Below are 21,219 nucleotides of genomic sequence, written 5' to 3' on the forward strand. Positions count from 1 at the left end.
CAAGTCATGACAATGAAAAAAGTTTCTAGTTCGCCTCAGGTCGAGAACATCGACCCCACTTTCGAGCCCTGGGAGCCGCCTCGCCCCATTCCGATTTTTCTGCTGGCTGTGCTGTTTGCCTTGGCTTTGGCAGGTGTGGGCCTGTACCTGCACGATCTGGCGCCGCATGCTGCGCCCGATGAACCGACCGCCCCCCTTGTTGTTTCCAACACGGGCGGGACTGCCGTGGTACCCGCTATTGCCGCTTTGAAGGATGCCCCTGTGCTGGTGCATTCCGGGCAGGGCAGTGTGTGGAGTTGTGCTTCCTGCCACGGCGAGGCGGGTGAAGGTGCGGGCATCACGCCACGTTTGGCCGGTATGCCAGAAGCGTATCTGCTCAAGCAACTGGAGGATTTTGCCAACGGGACACGCCTGAACGAGTCCATGCAGTATGTGGCTCGTGGCTTGAAGCCGGACGATATGAAAGAGCTGGCTAGCTATTACGCCACACTGCCTGCACCTCTCATTAATGTGCCTAGTTCGGATGCGAACCTGGCCCGTGGCGAAGTCCTGTTTCATCAAGGGGACTGGAAGCAGAACGTGCCAGCCTGCATTAGTTGCCACGGTAGTCAGGGTGAAGGTGTGGGCGCTTCTTTCCCTCCTTTGGCCGCGCAACAAGCCGAGTATTTGTTCAGCCAGTTGTCGGCCTGGAAGGGCGGGCATCGCCACAACTCGCCGCAAAACCTGATGGACGATATTGCCTCGCGTTTGTCCTACGAGGACTTGTATGCGGTTTCCTACTATGCCGCCTCGCTGCCCGCCGATGGCAAGCAGGCGAAATAAGATCAGAACAGAGAGCTTTTCATGAAAGACACTCAACACAATGGTCGCAGCAAATCCGCTATGTCGGGTGGACGCAGGCTGGCCTGGGGGGCCGGCATTGGTGTGCTGCTTTTTGCAATTGGCTATGGCTTGAATGCCAAGGGCTGGCTGTCGTTTTCGCTGGGATCGCCCGATGAGGGAACCTCTCAACTGGGTGAGGCTACCTATAGTCGTGCGGCGATGGAAGCGGATCGCAAGACCCAAAGCAAGGATAAGTTAGCGGTGACCGCCGGGCTGCCGGTGGGGGCAGATGGGTATTACCTGCCCCCTGCAGAGAGCAGCATTCCGGATACCCCTTATGGTGAAGCGGTTCGTCGCGGTCGCACTATTTTTATGGAAACCTCCACGACCGTGTCGGATCACGTGGGCAACACCCTGGCCTGTGTGAACTGCCACCTGGATGCGGGACGCCGTGAGCACTCGGCACCCATGTGGGGCGCGTATATTCGTTACCCGGCGTATCGCTCCAAGACCAAGGCCATCAGTACCCTGGAAGATCGCATCATGGGCTGTTTCACGTATTCGATGAATGCCCAGGCTTCGCCTTCGGGTGTTGCGCCGCCCGCTGGCAGTGATGTGTATCGTGACCTAATGACTTATATGTACTGGATGTCCGATGGGGCGCCGACGGGGCAGAAGCTGCCGGGTGCTGGTTTTCCCAAACTTAAAAAGACCGAGCTGGGCTATGACGTCGCGCGGGGTAAAGAGGTTTACACCAACAATTGTGTGTTGTGTCACGCGGTGGACGGTCAGGGACAGAAGGATGCCGAAAGTGGTGTGGTGTTCCCGCCCTTGTGGGGGGCCAACTCCTACAACTGGGGAGCGGGGATGGCACGGATTGATACGGCTGCCGGTTTTATCAAGGCCAATATGCCTTTGGGTAAACCGTTCTCCTTGTCCGATCAGGATGCGTGGGACGTAGCGGCGTATATCAATAGTCATGAGCGTCCCAAGGATGCCCGTCAGAAAGGGACGGTTGAGCAAGCGCGTGTGGAGTTCCACGATGGCGAGGAAAGTTATTACGGTAAGGAAGTGAACGGCGTGATTCTGGGTGGAGGCGTGGAGAAGTAAGCCTTTGGCCTGTTGGCTGTTTGTCTGACGGTGAGACCGCCTCAGTTTCTTTTGGGAACCGAGGCGGTTTTGTTTTGGCTTCTTCTTCTTCTTCTTCTTCTTCGGTTTCTTGGTTGCTGGGGGCTAGGCTGTTTGTGTGTTGAGCTGGGGGTTTGCTGTGTATGGAGACAAAAAACGTAGAGGCTGCTTGTTTAGATAGTGCTTCGTGAAAACGCCAGTCTGGACCGGGGGGCCGTCCTCTGGGCTTGGCTCCTTGCCGGTGCGTAGCGCCGGCCAGTGCTTAGCCCCGACACCTCAGCAGGACCGAAACAGCGTTTCCCCAGAGACTAATCTTGCACTCACAATCCGTAATCGAAAACAAAAGCACCTACAAAGCCACCAAACGCTTCAAATCCAGCAAGGTGAAATGCCCATGATCCAGCCACCCGCCGGTATCAATGAAAAACACATTCCCCAATTGCCGCATCTTGTGCGTTGTCTGGTGTCCATGCACTAAGGCCCGGAGGCCATTGACCATGCCATCGTAGCCAGTCACATAGCGGTCCCTGGACCACATACAGACATGGCGGTCATGGGCATCAAAACTCTCGGTATGGATGTGTTGCCAATCATCGTAGGGAAAGTCGGCATGGACTATCCCCACCAAACCCAATGGCGTTTCAATTTCCATTGCTAAAGGCAGGGCTTGCAGACGCTGCGCAATAATGGATTGTTCGTCCGGAGTGCAATCATCCAGCCAGAGCCCGCCATGCACACGGTGATCAACCTCTTGAATAGCTTGCCCAACCGCGCGCCGCCAAGTCAGTTGTTCGTGATTGCCACAAATTGCATGAAACCAGGGCAGGTCCAACCACCCCAGAACATGGTGCGACTCCGGGCCGCGATCCACCAGATCTCCCACCGAAAAAAGCCGATCCTTGGACGGATCAAAGCGAATCCGCTTTAAAGAGGCGTGCAGCTTGGTGAAGCAACCGTGAATATCGCCAACCGCAATATCGCGTCCCAGGGTGTTCTGACTAAAGCGTGCTACCTGCATGATGATGAGACCCAGACTAGGTGAAACGTGCTCATCACGGTACTCAGAGTGGCAGACCGAGTCAAGAAAGACGCGGCCTGCCGCTGCATTCAGTCAGAGCAAGTCGTGCTTGCCAGGCAAGACAGGTCCATGTCCAGCAACAGCCTTACCAATACAGATTCATGTTCAACATCACCTCGCGCTCCATGCCCCGGAACTGGCCGGTGTAGTACTTCTTGTTGAATACATTGTTGACGTTCAAGGCCACCCGATAGCGGGAGGTCTCATAGGCCACCGCCATATCTGCCAAGGTGAAAGAGGGGTTGTCGTTCAGACTGCCATCGGGCCGTACATCATTGGGCGACTTGCCCCGATACCGTACACCCGCCCCTACCATCAAACCCTGAATCTGCTGGGGCCGATAGTCCAACCACAGGCTGGCGGTCTGACGTGCGGTTTGTAATGTCTGCCGATCAATCTCCGCCGGACGCTCGCTTTTCGTGGTCCGTGGGTCCAGATAGGTATAGCCTGCCATCAGGTTTAGCTCAGACGTAATGGGCAGCTTGGCTTCCAGTTCAATCCCCGTGGATCGTACTTCGCCTGTCTGTACGCTAAAGCGCGGGAAGTTCGGATCGGGTGTGGTGACATTGGTCTGGCGCAGATCAAACACCGCAGCGGTAATCAGGGCATCGGTACCCGGTGGCTGGTATTTCACACCGGCTTCGTACTGCTTGCCCTCGCGGGGCTTGAACGCCGTGCCATTTGCGGCTCGCCCTGTGGTCGGATCAAAGGCGGTGGAATAGCTAATGTACGGAGCTACACCATTGTCGAACAGATACAGCAAACCCGCACTGCCGGTGGTGGCGCGGTCCGTCATGCGAGGCTGCGTCGCACTGCTTTGTACGGTGCGAGCGGTGTCGTGGCGCAAGCTGACATTGGCGACCCACTTGTCCCATTTCAGCTGGTTCAGCATGTAAATGCCGGTTTGCTTCAGATCGCGCTCGGAGTAATCCAGTTCGGGCGGCGCAATGGATAGCCCGTATACCGGGTCGAGCATATCCAGATCCGGCACGTTCCAGCCAAAGCCCAAACCGTCGTTTTCTTTGTAGCGCAGATAGTCCACGCCCAATTCCAATGTGTGCTCCAGTGGCCCCCAGTTAAAGTCCTTGCCGACCCGGCTGTCTACGGTGAAGGTACGACCTTTGGTTTCCTGGGCCAGGCTGGCTCGGGAGACGCTGCGCTGGTCTGCCAGAACAGCCATGGCGTAGATATGGCGGTAATCAATGTCGATTTCCGAATAGCGCAGGTTCTGACGCCAGCGCCAGCCGCTTTCGGTGTCATGCTCCAGAGCGTAGCCTATGGATTTAGTGTCGCGGTTGAAGTAGTCAAACGCCGGATCCCCGGCGGTGCGTTTGAGCGGCAGGTCGGTCACTTCGGGATAATAAAACAGATTGGGCCACCAGGACTTGGGGGTACCGCGTTCGCGCGAGTAAGAGCCTAAAAGCGTCAGGCTAGTACGGTCGGACAGTTTCCACAGCAGGGAGGGGGACACCGAGACACGATCGTCGCGTGAGTCTATGGTGCGTCCATGGCTTTTGCGCCCGGACAGGTTCAGGCGATACAGCAAGGACTGGTCGTCATTCAAGGTTCCACCGATATCCGCCGTCAATTGACGGCGCTGGTAGCTGCCATAGCCCAGGCCCAGACTGTTGACGTGTTCGGCTGTGGGGCGCTTGGACACCACATTGACCACACCGCCGGGGCGTCCTTGTCCATACAGCACCGAGGCCGGGCCTTTCAGCACTTCGATGCTGTCCAGGCTGTCCATGTCATCGTTCCAGGAACCATAGGTGCCCGCCGAGAGCTGCTTCAAACCATCCTTGTAGTAGGCACTGCCGTCACTAAAGCCACGTATCACTGCGCCACTCATGCGTAGGTCCCCCGAGCCGGATACGTCAGTCTGAACGCCAGGGGTGTAAGCCAGGGCACGCTCAATACTTTGTGGGGCCAGAATCTTTAACTGCTTTTGCGTGACGATGGAGACCGAACGTGGGGTTTCGATCAAGGGCACGTCTAGCTTGCCACCACGGCTGCTCAGTGCGACGTAGCTGTCGGCAGTGTCTGTGGGGGCACGGCGTATCGTGACCGGCGTCAACTGAGTGACACCGGCTGACAAGGTGATCGTGTTGCCGTCTCGGGTGTAGTTGATGCCACTGCCGTCGAGCAACTGGCGCAAAGCTTGCTCAGGTGCCAGACGGCCCGATACGGCCGGGGCTTGACGGCCAGCAACCACATCCTGAGAGAAAAAGATCTGCAAAGCGGTCTGCTCGCCCAGTTTCAGTAGGGCATCGCCCAAAGGCTGGGCAGGGATTTGAAGAGAAACAGTGTGTTGGGCCTGCACAGCAAAAGGGGCTAGGCTAAAGGCCAGACTCACGCTTATGGTCAAGGCACTCAAGTTCGCCCGCAAAAGGGGCGAGTGGCGACGACGTGGGGTAAAGGGGCTCACGATCCTACGTTTTCCAATGAAAATATATCTCGCGCGATAGACGCGCTCAGCCTTTGGCCAAAGGGACTCAGGGGGCTGCCCTCCAGGGGATGGCCGCCTTCACCTACCTAGACGCACAAAGCACCCAAGTACCGGAATGAGAATCATGACTATTTTGTAACAGGCCCTGAGAGGCTTGTTTTAGCGTGCCACGATGCGCTGCACACCTGAGGCCTCGCGGTGAATGTGGACTGGAGCAATAGCGGGTAGTGCCTTGAGCACTGTTTCGGGGTGATCGATATCGAAAATGCCGGAAACACGGTGCTGGCGCAGGGCAGGGGCGTCCAGAGTCAAAGGCTGGGGTAGGTAGCGAGCCATTTCTTGTACAAGCACTTCCAACGGTGTGTTCTTGAAAATGATCTTGCCGCGCTGCCAGGCTGTCAGGCTTTCCACGTCGGTAGTGAGTACGGGGCCTGGCTCTGCACCTTGGCGCAACAGCACTTGTTGCTGTGCACCCAAAAGGCGTTCTTGACGACGCCACCAAGGGCCGGACTGCACCTTGACCGAACCGGATTGAACACTGACTTGCAGGCTGTCTGCCAGCCGCCGCACATTGAAGCGGGTGCCGGTGACGGTTACGGTGCCCAAGTCGGTACGCACGATAAAGGGCAGAGTTTGGTCGTGCTGGACGGCAAAAAAAGCTTCACCTTGGAGCAGTTCGATTTCCCGCTTGGATGCAGAGACACGGGCCTGGGCAATGGTGTCGGTATTCAAGTCCATGACGGAGCCATCAGGCAAGGTGATTTGTTGACGCTCACCTTTGGCGGTAAGCCATTGCATCGTTTCTTCTACCGGTCTGAACCAGCCTGATTGATGGATGGCACCAGCGGACAGGGCCAGCACGCCAAGTGCGCCCAAACCCAGTGTCAGGTAGCGGCGTTTGGGAGACGGGACAAGGCCAGGGGAATGGGGTAGCAAGCTGCGCAGGCGTTCATCCGGGACGGCTTGGGTGGCGCGCCACAGGTATTCCACCTCGCGGTAGCGACGCTTGTTGACTGGATCGGCATCCAGCCAAGCGTGAAATGCCTGGTGATCCTGTTCATTGGCTTGCCCCGATTGCAGTCGGGCGAACCAATGAGCGGCATCGCTGGGGTGATCCAGTTCGTTGGAGAAAGAGGGGCGGGTCATTGCGCGGGCTTTGTGTACGACATGGCGTCAGTCAGGTACGTAATGGTGCAGTCGTTCATGGATGTGACGCAAGGCACGAGTCATGTATTTTTCCACCATGCTGCGGGAAAGCGCCATGTCCTGGGCAATTTCAGTATGGGTCCAGCCCTCCAGGCGGTGTTTGATGTAGACCTCTCGGCATTTAGGGGGCAAGTCGGCCAGCGCGCTCACCAGAGCGTCGGCCAGTTGTTCAAATTGGGCGTGGCTGTCGGCTCCGGCCTGGCGGGGATGCTCGGTATCGCTCAGTTCGTCCAAGGGCAAAACAGTCAGGACGGTTTGGTGGCGATGGCGGCTGATCAGACGGTTGCTGGTGCCTCGTGCCAGATAGGCCCGTGGGTTGTCGATCAAGGCTGTGTTGTTTTCCAGCATGCCTACTACGGTGTCGTGCATGGCATCTTCCGCATCTTCCCGGCTCTCGGCCTTGCGCCGCCATAGGCCAAACAGCTCGCTATACGAGGCGAGCCAGGCTTTTCTGGGACGTGAAGGGTGAGACATGGAGCGACTTAGCAGAGCAGGCAGAAAAAAGAATAGTGAATAATAACAATAATTCTCATTCAGGTTTTCTTATTCAAGCTGTCTGTGTACTTTCCTCTGACTGGCAGGGTCTTGGGGGCAAGCTGCCCGTACAGAGCGGCTTGGTCTAAAATCGGTCGATCTTGATATCTTCTCCCTTTGAATCCCGAGGTTTTCATGTCTCAAACCAGCACCCCCGTTGATCCGGACGGCCTGCTTGAATATTCGGTGGTCTACACCGACCGTGCCTTGAACCATATGTCCAAGACCTTCCAGGAAGTGATGCGCGAAATCTCTCGCACGCTCAAGCAGGTCTATCAGGCGCATTCGGCTATTGTGGTGCCGGGCAGTGGCTCGTTTGGTATGGAAGCGGTAGCCCGTCAGTTTGCAACGGATCGCAAGTGCATGGTGATACGCAATGGCTGGTTCAGCTACCGCTGGACTCAGATTTTTGACATGGGTTCCATCCCTGCCAGCACCACGGTTCTGAAGGCCCGCCCGATTGAGCAAGGCAAGCAGGCTGCTTATGCGCCTGCTCCTATCGAAGAAGTGGTCGCTGCGATTCAGGCTGAAAAACCGGACTTGGTCTTTGCCCCGCATGTGGAAACCGCTTCCGGCATTATGTTGCCCGATGACTATATGCGTCAGGTGGCGGATGCCGTGCATGCGGTGGGTGGCCTGTTTGTGCTGGACTGTATTGCATCGGGCACCGTGTGGGTGGATATGAAGGAGGTGGGCGTGGACGTGCTGATCAGTGCTCCACAAAAAGGGTGGACCGGTTCGGCATGTTGCGGCTTGGTGATGCTAAGTGAGCGTGCTCGCCAGCACATTGAAACCACGACCAGCACCAGCTTTGCCTGCGATCTGCGCAAGTGGCTGCAGATCATGGAAACGTATGAGAATGGGGCGCATGCTTACCACGCGACCCTGCCAACCGATTCCTTGAAGGTGCTGCAGGAAGCAATGGCCGAGACAGAAGCCTTGGGTTTTGACTGGATCCGTAATCGTCAATTGGAGCTGGGCCGCAAGGTGCGTGCCTTGCTGAGCGAACATGGTTTCCGCAGCGTGGCCGCACCGGGTTTTGAAGCGCCGGGCGTGGTGGTGTGTTACACCACGGACGACGGGATTCATTCGGCTGCGAAGTTTGCCAAGGCGGGCTTGCAAGCCGCCTCGGGCGTGCCTTTGCAATGTGATGAGCCTGCTGATTTCAAGACCTTCCGAATTGGTCTGTTTGGCCTGGACAAGCTGAACAATCTGGAACGCTCGGTGGAGCGTTTGGCCAAGGCGCTGGACGCGATTGAAGAACAGTAAGTTGCCCTGGCAATCGCGTCAATAAAAGGGAGCCCTGAGTGGCTCCCTTTTTTATGGTGGATGACTCGTCCTGAATTCCGTTGACACTTTTTCCCTCTATCGACGGAGCGTCAATTAGGACAAGAAATCCGGCCTGGCCAACGCGATTACAGCCTGGCTTTTACACTGCGTGTGATCGCATAAGTTGAACAAGGCGAGCTGATGCGCTTGTAAGCGGGGGAGAGCGAAACAGGGCGAGAGGAATCTGGAGCTGTGATTGCGAGATTGCGTAGTCCGTCGTGCTCAGGGCTGTTTGGGAGCCTGATTGAGTTCCCCCATGGCAAAAGCCAGATTCACAGAGCTAAGTAAACCGGCTGTGTGGGCGGCAGTTTGGGCTTCTTGGGCTCCCAACAAGCCCGTGTGTGCTTCGGTCAGCAAGGTCATGCCAGTCAGACCTTCCTTATAGGACTCCAGCGCACCTTGGTAGGTGATCTGGGCCGCTTCGACCAGGCTGGTGGCGGCTTGGTGAGATTCCAGTGCCGCTCGCAGCGCATCGGCGGCGATGATCATTTGCTTGTAGGCGTCCTGCTCGGTTTTGGCGACGCGCTCGCGAGCAGTGTCAGCGCGTAGTTGGGCTTCACGTACCTGTTTGTTGCGTAGTCCGGCATCGTAGAGCGGAATACTGAGTGCCAGCACGGCGCCTCGGGACGAGGATTGCGGGCTGACTTCGGGCAGGCTGCCTACGCTTAAGGAACCCATGCGTTTGGAGATAAAACCCATCAAGGCCAGCTTGGGCATGAAACTGGCTTCGGCGGAATCTATACCGGCCAGACTGGCCTGATGGGCCGCTTGCAGGGCCTGCACATCGGGCCGCTGGGCGATGGCTTTTTTCAGCGTGTCATTACCGGGGATGTCCAGTTCATCGGGCAGGGGACGGGCGGTACTGTCGGCCACGTTCAGCTCTGTGTCGGGGGACAGGCCAATCGCACCCAGCAAGGTTTGGTAAGACTGACGTGCCAGGGTGCTGGCGTTGACATGGTGCAGACGGGCTTGGGCTTTTAGTTGCCGTGCCTGAGCCACTTCAATCTGGGTACCCAGCCCATTGCGTTGTCGCTCCAGGGCGATGTCTTCAATCAGGGCGGCATTTTTCAGGCCCTGAGCCGAGATTTGTGCCCGCTGGCGGGCCGAGTTGTAGTTGAAGTAACTGATGGATACCTCGGCAATCACGGCTTGATGCACGCCACTGAAAGTAATGCGGCTGGCCATGGCCAGCTTGTCGGCGGCCTCTTGCAAGGCAGCGCGTTTGCCAAAGTCAAAGAGCAACCATTTCAAGGTCAGGGACGGGACGGCTCCGCTTAAATGCGTGTCGTAGTCCACATCGACCTCTCTGCCTAGAATATGTACGCTGCTGTCGCGGTCGCTGCGCATATAGCCGCCCACGACACTGGCAGAGATCAAGGGCAGGTAGGTGCTTTCTACCATGCCGGCGGCTTGGGCTGCTTGTTGAGCCTCACCCCAGGCAATGCGGGTGCTGGGGTTCAGGCGTTGGGCCAGGTCGATCAGTTCAGGCAGGCTGTATTCATGATTGGCCCGCACATGGGGAGCGGGCTGGCTTTGATCAGGGCCGCTGTACTCGGCCAATGTCAGGCGGGGTGGCTGCGGCGCATCCTGCTCGGGTAGGGACTGGGTCATGGACTTACGATCGGGCGCAGCGCAAGCGGCCAGCGTAAGGGCAGCCATGACTGCCACGGTAAGACGCACTGCAGGAGCACAAGACATAGACATAAATTCAGGATGCGGCAGAATGAGTCAGCAGCGTAGCAGCATACTGCTGTCCGCCTTCCAGAACGAGCTGTACCGCCATGCAAACCAGCAAAAAACCCATGATGCGTGAGATGGCATCGACGCCATTATGTCCGATCACGCGCACGATGCTCAGCGAGGAGCGCAGGCAAATGAAGAAGATCAAGCCGATCAGCAGGGCCAGAATAAGGGGCGTTGCCACCAGCACCCATTGGGCATAGTGTTCGCGCATGCCTGCCATTTTGGAGGAAGCACTAATGACCAGAGCCATGGTGCCGGGGCCCACGGTAGAGGGCAAGGTCAGTGGGACAAACGCGATATTGTCGTGGGCGGCCGTATTTTGATCCGCTGCTTTGGAGACGACCTCGCTGACGGACGGGGGGAACAGCATGCGAAAGCCGATATAGGCCACAATCAGCCCGCCTGCGATACGCATATCCACCATGGAGATGCCCAGGGCCGAGGTGATCCACAAACCTGCGTAATAGGTAATCAGCAAAGCAAGAATGACATACAACGTCGCTTGGCGCAGTTGCTGCTTCTTTTCTTGCGCGCTCAGGGTTTCGCCCAGAGACAGGTACATCACCATGGAGGTCAAGGGATTGGCCATGGGCAGCAAAAACGCCAGCCCCAGACCGATCAATTTGAACAACTGCATCAATTCGTTTGGCATGGACATTCCTAGAGGATGGGGGTCAGACGGGTAGAGCGTTCTTGTATAGCTTGCCGTCCTTGATGATCAGCAGCAGGTTCTGCTCGGGCTGCTCCAGAAAGCTCAGGCTTTGCTCGGGTTCACCATCGATCAGCAGCAAGTCGGCCAAAGCACCGGGGCGGATTACGCCCAATTCGCCGTCATAGGCTTGTCGCAAGCCCGACAGTTGTAGCAGTCGGCCATTGTCGCCGGTGGCCATTTTCAGCACTTTGAGCGGATCGTAAAAACGGGTCAGCTTGGACAGCATGCGGCCCTGGTGGGGCAGGTGGGCGGGGGTGAACAGAATGTCGGTGCCCCAGGCGGTCTGGATCTGGTACTTGTCTGCCAGCTCGTAGGCACGCACGGTGCCCACGGCCACTTGTTGCTGCTTGGCTTTGCTGCGCGGGTCGTGCTGAACGTTGGCATCCTCATCAGCCAAAAAGGGTTGCAGGCTCCACCACACGCCTTCGCCTGCCATCATGCGGGCGGTTTCCTCGTCCGCAAGCTGGCCGTGTTCGATGGATTTCACGCCTGCCTTGATGGCACGTTGGATGCCACGGGCGCAATACACGTGCACCATCACGTAAGTCCCCCAGTCGCTAGCGGCGCCCACGGCGGCGCGCAGTTCTGCATCGCTAAATTGCAGCCCTTCCAGCGGATCGTACAAGGAGGTAACACCGCCCCCGGCCATCAGCTTGATCTGGCTGGCGCCGAGCATGAGTTGCTCACGAGCGCGGCGCAGAACTTGATCGGCTCCATCGGCAATGCAGGTGACACCGGCTCGTTCCGTGTGGCTTAGCTCGCCCTCGGCGCGTGGGACTTCGTAGCGCATCCGGAAGTCCGCGTGGCCGCCCGTTTGCGCAATCATGGCACCACTGGGATAGATGCGCGGGCCATGCAGCAAACCCATATCAATACCGCGCTTCAAAGAGAAGCTGGGGCCACCGGCATCACGAACCGTGGTAAAGCCGCGCAGCAAGGTGCGCTCGGCTTCTTTGCTGGCAATCAAATGCAGGTCGGCTGGATCAGCCATCATGGCCGTCATCTGGTCGACAGCGCACAACAAACTATGCCAGTGGGCATCGATCAGGCCGGGCATCAGGACTTTGTTCTGGCAGTCCATGACCGTGGCGTCGGCCGGAATCTCGGCAATGGGCATGACAGCGGTAATGCGACCCTGGTCAATCTGGACGGCTAGTCCTTTTTTCAGCTCAGTCGTTTCACCATCAAACAGGCGCAGATTGCTCAGAATCAGTTTGGGAGCCAGGGTGATGGGCTTTTGATCCAGTGCATTATGGGATTGAAAGGCCGGGCCTGCGGGAGCCGCGTTTGGTGCAAAACTGGCCGAGGCGCTTAAACGCGTGTGAATGAAGGGGATGGAAGGGTGCGCGCAAACGCAGGCTGGTACACCGTGGCGATAGGCCTGGCGTTGCTGGCGCAGGGCAGGGGACTGTCCCAGGTAAGAGTGAGTCTGCATGGCGTCCTGAAAAATCAAAAAAGCATGAAAGAAGGAGGGCGGACTTAAGACATATGCAATTCGACCAGGTCTAACAAGCGGACCCGTTCGCGAGCCATTTCATCGGATACTTGGTGTGTACGGGCTAAAGTGTAAACGGCCTTACCTCGTCCATAGCAACTCGGCATACATGATGGCTGTCATTGAGACCCTAGCAGAAAATGGTTGGTCACTATACGCGTAAAAATGCGAGGTACACAGGGATCTAATTGGGCAGGAATAAATGGAATGGGTTTGAAAGGGCTCAGGTACAATTCTTCGCAGCGATCGGGGCAGCCTATGCAGATCGTATTAAAAACAATCGGGAGATGCCACGCATGCGTGCGCTAATAGCCGCTCTGGCCGCCTTGCCCTTGCTGGGGGGATGTTCTCTTGCACCGTCGGTCTCTCTGGCGGGCTCGTATTTTCCTGCCTGGCTGGTGTGCGTGTTGGGCGCCTTGCTACTGACTTTACTGATTCGTTGGGGGCTGATTCGCGCAGGTGTGGATGATGCCCTGCCCATGCGTTTGCCTGTCTATGCCTGCCTGACGCTAGCCCTGACCTTTGCCGCACTTCTTCTTTTTTTCGAGTGACTGAGCCATGACCCAGGCACAGAAATCTTCTTCCCGTAAAGGCGCTGCCCGCCTGCTGAGTGTGCTGATTGTTGTCGCCGCCCTTGTCTTGGCCTGGTGGTATTGGCAGCGATCTGCCAACAACCCCTTGTCCGAAGATGCGGTGGTGGGTGCCGATGTCGTGCATATCTCCAGCTCCTTGCCAGGGCGAATTGAGCGCATGGTGGTGCGTGACGGCCAGTTCGTTCACCGCGATGAATTGCTCTTTACCGTGGACCCGGTGTTTTATCAGTTGCGTCTGGAGCAAGCCCAGGCTGAACTGGCGCTGGCTCAGGCGACGCTGGACATGAAACAGCGTGCCGTGCGTGCAGAAGGGCATAACGCTGTGATTGCGGATGATCAAATTACGCGTGCAAAAACCAATTTGGCGATGGCTGCTCAAAGCCAGCGCCGTTTGGCCAATCTGGCGGCCAAGGGCTATGTGTCCCAACAGCAATTGGATGAGGCCAATACCTTGTTGCGCGATGCGCAAGTCACCTTGAAACAGGCCACCGAGCAATCGGGTGCGGCTCAGGCGCTGGTCGGTAACACGCAAGCAGAAGAAGCGATGGTGCAGGCGCGCCAAGCAGGGCTGGCGATGGCCCAGCGGGATCTGGAGCATACCCAGGTGAAGGCACCCCACAATGGTCGTATCGTGGGTTTGCGTATCGGGTCGGGGGAGCATCTGCTGCCGGGCACGTCTGTCTTTACCTTGCTGGATACGGACTCCTGGTATGTGACGGGCATGTACCGGGAAACGGATCTGAAAGAGATCAAACCGGGCACGTGCGCCACCGTGTATGTGTTGTCTGATCCTTCGCGCAAGCTCTCGGGCAAGGTGGAGGAAATTGGTTGGGGCGTCAGCAGCCAGGAACAGATCAATCTACCGCGCAGCCTGCCGTATATTCAAAAATCCATGAACTGGGTGCGGGTAGCACAACGTTTTCCGGTGCGTATCCGCCTGGATGCCCCGCCCGAGGATTTGATGCGTATGGGGGCCTCGGCCACCACGATTATTCATCGCGATGGCAACTGCTAAGACCGGTTTGTCAGGGCTGGCTCGGCTGGTCTGGCAAGACTTGCAGCCCACCCCTGGCCGTCTGGCGCAAAGCTGGCGAGTGGCCGTGCTGTGCGCCTTGATGGTGCTGCTGGCCATGAATTACGGCATTCCCGAATCTGCGGTCAGTTGTTTTGTCATCTTCTTTGTGATGAAGTCCGACGCCGGGGAAAGCTCGGTACTGGCGTTGGCCCTGGTGGTGCTGGTGTCTCTGGTGGTGCTGCTGCTGATACCACTGATCCAGGTCACGATTCAGTATCCGGCCTGGCGTTTGCTGGCCATGGTGCTGACGTCCTTTGTGCTGCTGTTTTTAGGGGTAGCCAGCAAGCTGGGCCCTTTGGGCGGCATTATCGCTTTGGTGATCGCCTTTGTGCTGACCTTGCTGGGCTATGTGCCTTTTGGCGAAATTGCGACCCGTGCGGTGTTGTATGCCTGGCTGATGACCTTCGCCCCCATGGGCTTGGTGCTGATCTTCAATCTGTGCTTTGGTTTGTATCCGCACAAGGTGTTGCGCCGTGAGCTGGCAGCGCGTTTGCGTTTGGCGGCTCAGGGTTTGACGGGGCAGGCAGACACGCAGGATTTGTGGGACGAGCTGGCCTTGGGCGTTAGCGCACAACAAAAACGACTGGGCTGGATACGGCTGTTTTATTTGCGGCCCACACACGAGCAGGCGGACCTGGATCAGGCCATTTTGAACAGTTATCGCGCCTTGCTGGCCGTGGCCGTTTTGCGCGATCAGCATCTGGATAATGAGCAGGCCACCGCTTTTGCCCAGATTTGCGAGCGCAGTGCACAGGATATTGAACAAGGCCGCTTGCCGCAGATGGATGATCTGCCCGAACTGCCGGCGTCCAGCTCCTTGGCGATACAAGACTTACGAGATGCTTTGCTGGCTTTGTCAGGGGCGGTGTCCATTGGCAAAGCGGACCCGGAGCATGGCTCTTTCATGGTGCCTGATGCCTTCACCAATCCCGTGTATCAGCACCATGCCTTGAAGGCAACAGCGGCCGCCGTGCTGTGTTATCTGATCTACAGCGCGGCAGACTGGCAGGGTATTCATACCGCCATGATTACCTGCTATGTGGCGGCCTTGGGTTCTACCGGGGAAACTGTGCACAAGCTGGCTTTGCGGATTGTGGGCTGTTTGCTGGGGGCGGCGCTGGGATTTATCACCATCCTGTTCGTGATGCCGCATTTGCTTGATATTGGTGGCCTGATGGTCGTCGTGTTCCTGGTTTCCTTGCTGGGAGCCTGGGTGTTTTATGGCCCAGAGCGTATTTCCTATGCCGGCATTCAAATTGCCTTTGCCTTTTATCTGGTGACTTTACAAGGCTTTGGCCCTAGCTTCGATCTGGATTCGGCTCGTGATCGTGTGATCGGTATTTTGCTGGGCAATGCGGTCATGTACGTGATGTTTACCCAAATCTGGCCTGTCAGTATTGCCGGTTCGGTGCGTCAGCGTTTGGCCAAGGCCTCTGATAGCTTGATGGGCTTGGCGGCGTTGTGGCAGGAGCGCCCGGCTCAGGCCGTGCAGCAGTCGGCCAGTGTGGCCCAGGAGCTGTCGGCGGCAAAATATGGATTGGCCTTGATGCAGTTGGAGCCGGCGCGTTTGCGGCCTGACGAGCAGCAGGCCCAGGACATGCAATCCCAATGGCAGACGCTGCGCCAGCAGTTCATCACTCAGGCCTATATGCCTGTGTCCAGCCACCCAAGCGATTGATAACCCTCATTACCTAGAGGTGATTTTCCTGTCTTTGACGGCTCGTAGAATGGGCCTCACTTCCCATTCTCGGGATTAAAAGAAGCGCCGCAAAGGCCTCGGTTCGGTCGGAGACACCCCCGTATACCTTTTTCTTCCTCGTCCATGTCTGCATTTTGTTGCGGGCAGGGCAGGACTCGTCTTTGCTCGGTACTTCCTTTGATTCAGTTTGTGTGAAGCCTCTCGCCCTTCTTGGGGCTGGGACTGTCCATTACTGATTCCTGATGACGGCAACGCACCGTTTCAGACATCACAATACTGATAAAGGAGCATGAAGTATGGCTGAGCAAGAATCCGCATTGCGACCCGGGCAGCAGGCCCTGGTCCCGCCACTTGCGGGTGGTTGGTTGCAAAAACATTTTGCTTATACAGAGCGCGGCAGCTCCTTGCGCCAGGAAGTTCTGGCAGGGCTGACCACGTTTCTGGCAATGGTGTATTCCGTCTTTGTGGTGCCGTCCATGCTGGGCAAGGCGGGCTTTGATACCTCGTCGGTTTTTGTGGCCGTGTGTCTGACCAGTGCCTTTGGTTCTTTGCTGATGGGGCTGTGGGCGAATCTGCCGATTGCCGTGGGCTGTGCCTTGTCTTTGACGGCATTTTTGGCCTTTGATCTGGTGCTGGGCCAGCAACTCAGTCCGGCTGTCGCCTTAGGGGCCGTGTTCCTGATGGGGCTGATCTTTACCCTGATTTCCGCCACCGGGATTCGCACCTGGATCCTGCGCAATTTGCCCTTGGGTATCGCGCATGGCACGGGTATCGGGATTGGCCTGTTCCTGCTGATGATCGCGTCCAATGAAGTGGGCTTGGTCACGCGTAATACCGGTGCAGGTTTGCCGCTTGCCTTGGGGGATGTTACGTCCATGCCGGTATGGCTGAGCGTGTTGGGTCTGGCCGCGATCTTTGGCCTGGAGCGCCGTCGTGTGACAGGCGGCATTTTGCTGGTGATTCTGGGGCTGTCGGCGGTGGGTCTGATTTTCGATCCCAATGTGCGCTTTACCGGCTTGTTTGCCATGCCTAGCCTGCTGGGCGAGCACTCCTTGATCGGTGCGATGGATATAGGCGGGGCGTTAAATGCCGTGGTTCTGCCCAGCGTTCTGGCCTTGGTGATGACGGCGGTGTTTGATGCCACTGGCACGATCCGGGCGGTGGCAGGCAATGCCGGGCAGTTGGACAAGGACGGCCAAATCATCAACGGCAGCCGCGCCTTGACGACAGACTCGCTAAGTTCTTTGGTGTCGGCCAGTCTGGGGGCGTCGCCTGCTGCCGCTTATATTGAGTCCGCAGCGGGGACGGCAGCAGGTGGCCGTACCGGTCTGACGGCCGTGGTGGTGGGCCTGGGTTTTCTGATGCTGATCTTCCTGTCGCCTTTGGCCGGTCTGGTTCCTTCCTACGCAACGGCGCCAGCCTTGATGTACGTGGGCTTGTTGATGCTGGGGGGCGTGCGTCATCTCAATACCGACGATACGGTCGATACCATGGCCGGTTTGGTGTGTGCCGTGTTTATCGTGCTGACCGTCAATATTGTCACGGGCATCATGCTGGGTTTTTGTACCTTGGTGCTGGGCCGCCTGTTCTCCGGCGAGCTGCGCCGCTTGAATGTAGGCACGGTTCTGATTGCACTGGCGTTGGCCGTTTTCTACCTGGGTGGCTGGGCTTTATAAGGTCGGACTTGGGAAGGGCGGGGGTTCCCCTTTACACTAGCCTGTTTTCCAAACACCAAAGGGGTATCTGTGCTGGTCGCATTTGATTTTGATGGCACGATTACAGATCGGGACAGCTTGCAGGACTTTATACGCCGCATGCGGGGCTGGCCGGTCTGTATTCGTGCTTATCTAGCCTGCGTGCCCCGCGTGTTGGTGTGGGATCGCGGCCCGCAGCGTCGTCAGGCGATCAAGCATCGTTTTTTGCGTAGTGCCTTGGGTGGATTGAACCGGGAGCAGGTTCAGGCTTTGGCCGACACGTATGTGCGGGACTATGTGCCACAGATTGTCCGTCCTGAAATGATGGAACGAATCCGTGCTCACCGAGAACGGGGCGATACTGTGCTGCTGGTCAGTGCCTCGCCGTCTATTTATTTGCAAGCCTGGGCTAAGGCTCAGGGCATGGTGCAGGTGCTGGCAACAGAGCTGGCCTTCGATGAGCAAAAAGGCTGTGTGGGAATGGCCAGTGCTAATTGTTGGGGGCAGGAAAAAGTAAATCGTCTTCAGGCCTGGCTGGGGGATAAACCAGTCGCACTGGATATGGCGTATGGCGATAGCCCTGGCGATGCGCAGATGCTGGCGCATACGCGTCAGCCTTGGCTGCGAGGACGAGATGCAGCTTTGCCGGAATTGGAGAGCCAATAATTGCGCTGGACGTTGGGTCAGAGAGTTGTGCTTCGAGTTTATTAGCGTTGGCCAATTTGGCAGCCGATGTTTTGCGGATGAGAAACAGCAAACAGGGTTCTAGCTGCAAGGGCTTTCCTACCTTTATGTGAAAATAATGCCCGACCAGACTGAGGCTGTGATCGGGCATTGTTTTGTGAGTTGTTATGTATTGCGCAGTGCTAACAAGGCGATCAAAACAGCAAGCAAACTTGCCTTTGAGTGTTGCTGTCAGATTACGTGTTGCTGCGTTTGATCGCCATGCCAAGCAAGAGGCTAGCCCAACCTTGGGTCAGCAAATCAATACCCAGGATCAAGCCCAGAATCCAGACACTATTGCCAGGCCAGCCTGCCGCAATGATCAAACCGGCTGCCAGCGTAATCAGGCCGGAAAAGGCCATCCAGCCGCCGCCTGCCTGGGCCCGGTTCTGGAACCAGATCCAGAGTCGGAACGCGCCGGAGGCGATCAGGAATGCGCCAAAAACCAGGGTCAGGACGGTAGCACCCACCAGAGGATTGCTAATGGCAATCAGACCGGCGAACAAGTACAAAATGCCGCTCAGGCTCCAGAACAGAAAGCCGCGCCAGCCTTTGGCGCTCCAGGCATGAGCCAGATGCAGCACGCCGCCTATGCTCATCAGGATACCGACATACACCACGCTGGCAACGGTGGCGCCAACCACGTAGATCAAGGCGATCAGACCCAAAATAATCAGGGCAATGCCCAGACCAATGAACCATCCTGGTTTCAAGGGCAGTTGACGTAGCAACTCAGAGCGATTGTTGTCATGTGGACTTAGAGCCATCTAGGTACTCCTTGCAAGGTTAAACCGACGCTACGGTTTTAACTGTACTCCAGACCTGGGCAGGGGCCTAGTGATACGCAATGAGACGGCTCCAGAAACACGAAGGCCCTACCGTTGCGGTAGGGCCTATATGCCGCTCTGGCGGCGGTGAACTACCATGATGGCAGTTTTGGGAAGCTGTGTTTCAGACAGCTTACTGACACTATGTCAGTGATTTCACTGTACGTCAGCGAATCAAAACCCGCCAATTATGGAAAACCCGCAAGTCTGAAACAAAGCCCTTCAAACAGCTAAGGTAGCTCGTGTTCAGGACTGCAGGCAGGTGGCTTAGTGGCCGTGTGCACCCTTGTGGCCCTGGTTGGCTTTGGTGTTCAAGGCACGGACCGGGGCGTTGATTTTCAGCTCCTCCTTCTGGCCAGCGGCATTCTGGATTTGCAAGGTGAGATCCACCGAGCTGCCTTCTTGAACCTGCTTGTCCAGACCCAGCAGCATGATGTGGTAACCGCCAGGCTTGAGTTCGACAGCTTTGCCGGTGGGCAGGTCGATTTTCTCGACCTGACGCATACGCATAACGTCGTTTTCCATGGCCATTTCATGCACTTCCACTTGTTTGCTCAAGCTGCTGCTGGCACCCACCAACTGGGCGTTGTCAGTCGATTGCAGCACCATGAAGGCGCCAGTGGCTTGCTGGCCGGGAACCGTGGCGCGAACCCAGGGATCGGTCACGGTGACTTCGGCCTGGGCCAGGGTAGGCAGGCTTATCAAAGCGGCCAGGGAGAAAAGCGAGGAAGCAATAGTACGTTTCATGTTGGTAATCCTGTTGGGGTTCATTTGCTCAAAGCCAGTACCTGGCCGATATCAGCCACGGCTTCTTCAGCCGTTTGCGTATGACGCAGGGCGATCTGCAACTTGCCTTGTGTGTCATACACATAGGTCAAGGCACTGTGGTCCATGGTGTAGCTGGAGCCGGTAGGAACCTTTTGGTAAAAAACTTTGAAGTCGCTGGCGGTTTTGGCCAGCTCCTCTTCGGTGGGGCGCAAAGCCACAAAACTGGGGTCAAAAGCCTGCATGTAGGCACGCAGCAATTCGGGCGTGTCGCGCTCCGGGTCAATGGAGATAAACAAGACTTGCAGCTTGTCGCCATCCTCGCCCAACTGCTCCTTGATGTCGACGGCCCGGGTCAGTGCGGTCGGGCAGACGTCGGGACATTGGGTAAAACCAAAGAAGATCAGTACGATCTTGCCGCGATAGTCGGCCATGGTGCGACGTTGGCCTTCGGTATCGAGCAAGCTGAAATCCTTGGCAAAGTCGGCACTGCTCATATCCACACCTTCCAGATTGCGAAAGGCAGGCTGCTTGGGGGCTTTGTCGCCGCAGGCGCTCAGGACCAAAGGAGTGGCCAGCATGGCAAGCAAGAGCTGGCGGCGTGAGAAGGAGGCGTTCATAGAAATATCCCGCTAATTGACAACATGGAGTGGCTGCGCCGGGCAGCCAGGGCTAGTCAGGAAACGGACGTAGCGGGAGGTCCGCGCGCACTCAGGGGCGGGCCCGTTAGGGGAAGAACGGGAGCCGCCGCCTGTTGGGCAGTGTCCCAGGTATGTCGTGGTGTTTGTGCCAGATCCCAGGCGGGGCTGGGCGTATCATTCAGGGCTTTTTGTGCTTGGGCCTGAGCAAATAAACAGGCGGCATGCAGCGTGTGCTGCTCGTCGTGTTCCGGTCCGGAGAATTGACCGCTCCATTGCGCCAGGAAAGGGTCGCCCTGTACGCATAAACTGAGGGCGGCTGCATTGGCGGGGTCGGCACTGGGCATATAGCCATTGGGAATCAGGCCACGCAAGAGCAGGGCGCATATCGCCAATACCAGTAAAAACTGGCGGCGAGTACCTGAGAGGGGGAGTGCGCAGTGCCTGACCATGATCAGAGCATTCTAGTACAGATGGAAATTTGTTTGCCCAAATTCTGTGGCACAGTAGACGCCTATCATCAAGGAGCTTGATATGCGACAGATTTATGGGGTGCTGAGCGCCTTGGTCATGGTCTTGGGACTGGCAGCGTGTTCAACACCGGACCGTTCAGCCGACAGCAGCTGGAGTCGGCCTTCCGGTGTTCAAGTCTACGGGGAAGTCGATGCAGGGGTAGGGATGCAGCGGCAGTCTCGCTAGGGAAACAGCCGCC

The 21,219-nt window shown here is 57.2% G+C and carries 20 protein-coding genes; 9 read left to right on the plus strand and 11 right to left on the minus strand.

The features are described from left to right. Nucleotides 1-6 precede the first annotated feature (6 nt). Together OKX01_RS06510 and OKX01_RS06515 are read left to right on the plus strand one after the other, a co-directional pair. Entirely contained in the window at nt 7-822 is an 816-nt protein-coding gene (locus OKX01_RS06510) for a c-type cytochrome (RefSeq protein WP_264672644.1), read from the plus strand. Between the two features lie 21 nt (nt 823-843). Continuing rightward, complete coding sequence (locus OKX01_RS06515; protein ID WP_094196203.1) at nt 844-1,932, plus strand: c-type cytochrome; 1,089 nt, start codon at nt 844-846, stop codon at nt 1,930-1,932. Nucleotides 1,933-2,299: 367 nt separating this feature from the next. Here the strand turns inward: OKX01_RS06515 and OKX01_RS06520 are convergent, their stop codons facing one another. From OKX01_RS06520 to OKX01_RS06535, 4 genes are all read right to left on the minus strand, one after another. Further along, the gene (locus tag OKX01_RS06520) at nt 2,300-2,968 is read right to left on the minus strand and encodes a metallophosphoesterase (protein ID WP_264672645.1); all 669 of its coding nucleotides are present in this window, start codon (nt 2,966-2,968) and stop codon (nt 2,300-2,302) included. Nucleotides 2,969-3,113: 145 nt separating this feature from the next. After that, on the minus strand, nt 3,114-5,453 hold the full coding sequence (locus OKX01_RS06525) for a TonB-dependent siderophore receptor (protein ID WP_413544462.1): 2,340 nt from the start codon (nt 5,451-5,453) through the stop codon (nt 3,114-3,116). A 180-nt stretch (nt 5,454-5,633) separates the two neighbouring features. Continuing rightward, nucleotides 5,634-6,620 (minus strand): FecR family protein, encoded by a 987-nt coding sequence (locus tag OKX01_RS06530; protein ID WP_264672646.1) that lies wholly within the window; start codon nt 6,618-6,620, stop codon nt 5,634-5,636. 27 nt (nt 6,621-6,647) lie between these two features. Continuing rightward, nucleotides 6,648-7,154 (minus strand): RNA polymerase sigma factor, encoded by a 507-nt coding sequence (locus OKX01_RS06535; RefSeq protein WP_230018663.1) that lies wholly within the window; start codon nt 7,152-7,154, stop codon nt 6,648-6,650. Nucleotides 7,155-7,349: 195 nt separating this feature from the next. On the opposite strand from OKX01_RS06535, the gene OKX01_RS06540 reads away from it, so the two are divergent. Continuing rightward, nucleotides 7,350-8,483, plus strand: a complete 1,134-nt coding sequence (locus OKX01_RS06540; RefSeq protein WP_264672647.1) for an aminotransferase class V-fold PLP-dependent enzyme — start codon at nt 7,350-7,352, stop codon at nt 8,481-8,483. 282 nt (nt 8,484-8,765) lie between these two features. Here OKX01_RS06540 and OKX01_RS06545 read toward each other — a convergent pair whose 3' ends face one another. Genes OKX01_RS06545 through OKX01_RS06555 form a run of 3 tightly spaced genes read right to left on the minus strand, consistent with a single transcriptional unit; the run spans nt 8,766 to nt 12,433 of the window. Further along, nucleotides 8,766-10,202 carry a TolC family protein gene (locus tag OKX01_RS06545; protein WP_264672648.1) on the minus strand — a complete coding sequence of 479 codons (1,437 nt, stop codon included), beginning with the start codon at nt 10,200-10,202 and terminating at the stop codon, nt 8,766-8,768. Between the two features lie 49 nt (nt 10,203-10,251). Then, nucleotides 10,252-10,938: a MarC family NAAT transporter gene (locus tag OKX01_RS06550; protein WP_230018661.1), complete on the minus strand. Its 687-nt coding sequence runs from the start codon at nt 10,936-10,938 to the stop codon at nt 10,252-10,254. Nucleotides 10,939-10,960: 22 nt separating this feature from the next. Continuing rightward, nucleotides 10,961-12,433: a metal-dependent hydrolase family protein gene (locus tag OKX01_RS06555; protein ID WP_108727239.1), complete on the minus strand. Its 1,473-nt coding sequence runs from the start codon at nt 12,431-12,433 to the stop codon at nt 10,961-10,963. Between the two features lie 356 nt (nt 12,434-12,789). On the opposite strand from OKX01_RS06555, the gene OKX01_RS06560 reads away from it, so the two are divergent. From OKX01_RS06560 to OKX01_RS06580, 5 genes are all read left to right on the plus strand, one after another. Continuing rightward, a complete protein-coding gene (locus tag OKX01_RS06560) occupies nt 12,790-13,044 on the plus strand; it encodes a YtcA family lipoprotein (protein ID WP_230018660.1) in 255 nt (84 codons plus the stop codon). Between the two features lie 7 nt (nt 13,045-13,051). Beyond that, nucleotides 13,052-14,101, plus strand: coding sequence for a multidrug transporter subunit MdtN (gene mdtN, locus OKX01_RS06565; RefSeq protein WP_094196213.1), 1,050 nt, complete (start codon nt 13,052-13,054; stop codon nt 14,099-14,101). After that, nucleotides 14,088-15,839 (plus strand): FUSC family protein, encoded by a 1,752-nt coding sequence (locus OKX01_RS06570; protein WP_264672649.1) that lies wholly within the window; start codon nt 14,088-14,090, stop codon nt 15,837-15,839. Before mdtN ends, OKX01_RS06570 begins: the two co-directional genes overlap by 14 nt. 317 nt (nt 15,840-16,156) lie before the next feature. Further along, nucleotides 16,157-17,536: an NCS2 family permease gene (locus tag OKX01_RS06575; protein WP_249461819.1), complete on the plus strand. Its 1,380-nt coding sequence runs from the start codon at nt 16,157-16,159 to the stop codon at nt 17,534-17,536. 69 nt (nt 17,537-17,605) lie between these two features. After that, nucleotides 17,606-18,220 (plus strand): HAD-IB family hydrolase, encoded by a 615-nt coding sequence (locus OKX01_RS06580; RefSeq protein WP_108727241.1) that lies wholly within the window; start codon nt 17,606-17,608, stop codon nt 18,218-18,220. Between the two features lie 254 nt (nt 18,221-18,474). Here the strand turns inward: OKX01_RS06580 and OKX01_RS06585 are convergent, their stop codons facing one another. The 4 genes from OKX01_RS06585 to OKX01_RS06600 form a co-directional block, all read right to left on the minus strand. Then, entirely contained in the window at nt 18,475-19,044 is a 570-nt protein-coding gene (locus OKX01_RS06585; protein ID WP_264672650.1) for an HdeD family acid-resistance protein, read from the minus strand. 327 nt (nt 19,045-19,371) lie between these two features. Continuing rightward, nucleotides 19,372-19,851: a copper chaperone PCu(A)C gene (locus tag OKX01_RS06590; RefSeq protein WP_264672651.1), complete on the minus strand. Its 480-nt coding sequence runs from the start codon at nt 19,849-19,851 to the stop codon at nt 19,372-19,374. A 20-nt stretch (nt 19,852-19,871) separates the two neighbouring features. Next, nucleotides 19,872-20,489, minus strand: coding sequence for an SCO family protein (locus OKX01_RS06595; RefSeq protein WP_094196219.1), 618 nt, complete (start codon nt 20,487-20,489; stop codon nt 19,872-19,874). 56 nt (nt 20,490-20,545) lie between these two features. Beyond that, nucleotides 20,546-20,881, minus strand: coding sequence for a hypothetical protein (locus tag OKX01_RS06600; protein WP_108727243.1), 336 nt, complete (start codon nt 20,879-20,881; stop codon nt 20,546-20,548). A 160-nt stretch (nt 20,882-21,041) separates the two neighbouring features. On the opposite strand from OKX01_RS06600, the gene OKX01_RS06605 reads away from it, so the two are divergent. Beyond that, a complete protein-coding gene (locus OKX01_RS06605) occupies nt 21,042-21,206 on the plus strand; it encodes a hypothetical protein (RefSeq protein ID WP_159063903.1) in 165 nt (54 codons plus the stop codon). Nucleotides 21,207-21,219: the final 13 nt, after the last annotated feature.

Source organism: Alcaligenes sp. SMD-FA, assembly GCF_025960365.1.
Lineage (GTDB): Bacteria > Pseudomonadota > Gammaproteobacteria > Burkholderiales > Burkholderiaceae_B > Alcaligenes > Alcaligenes aquatilis.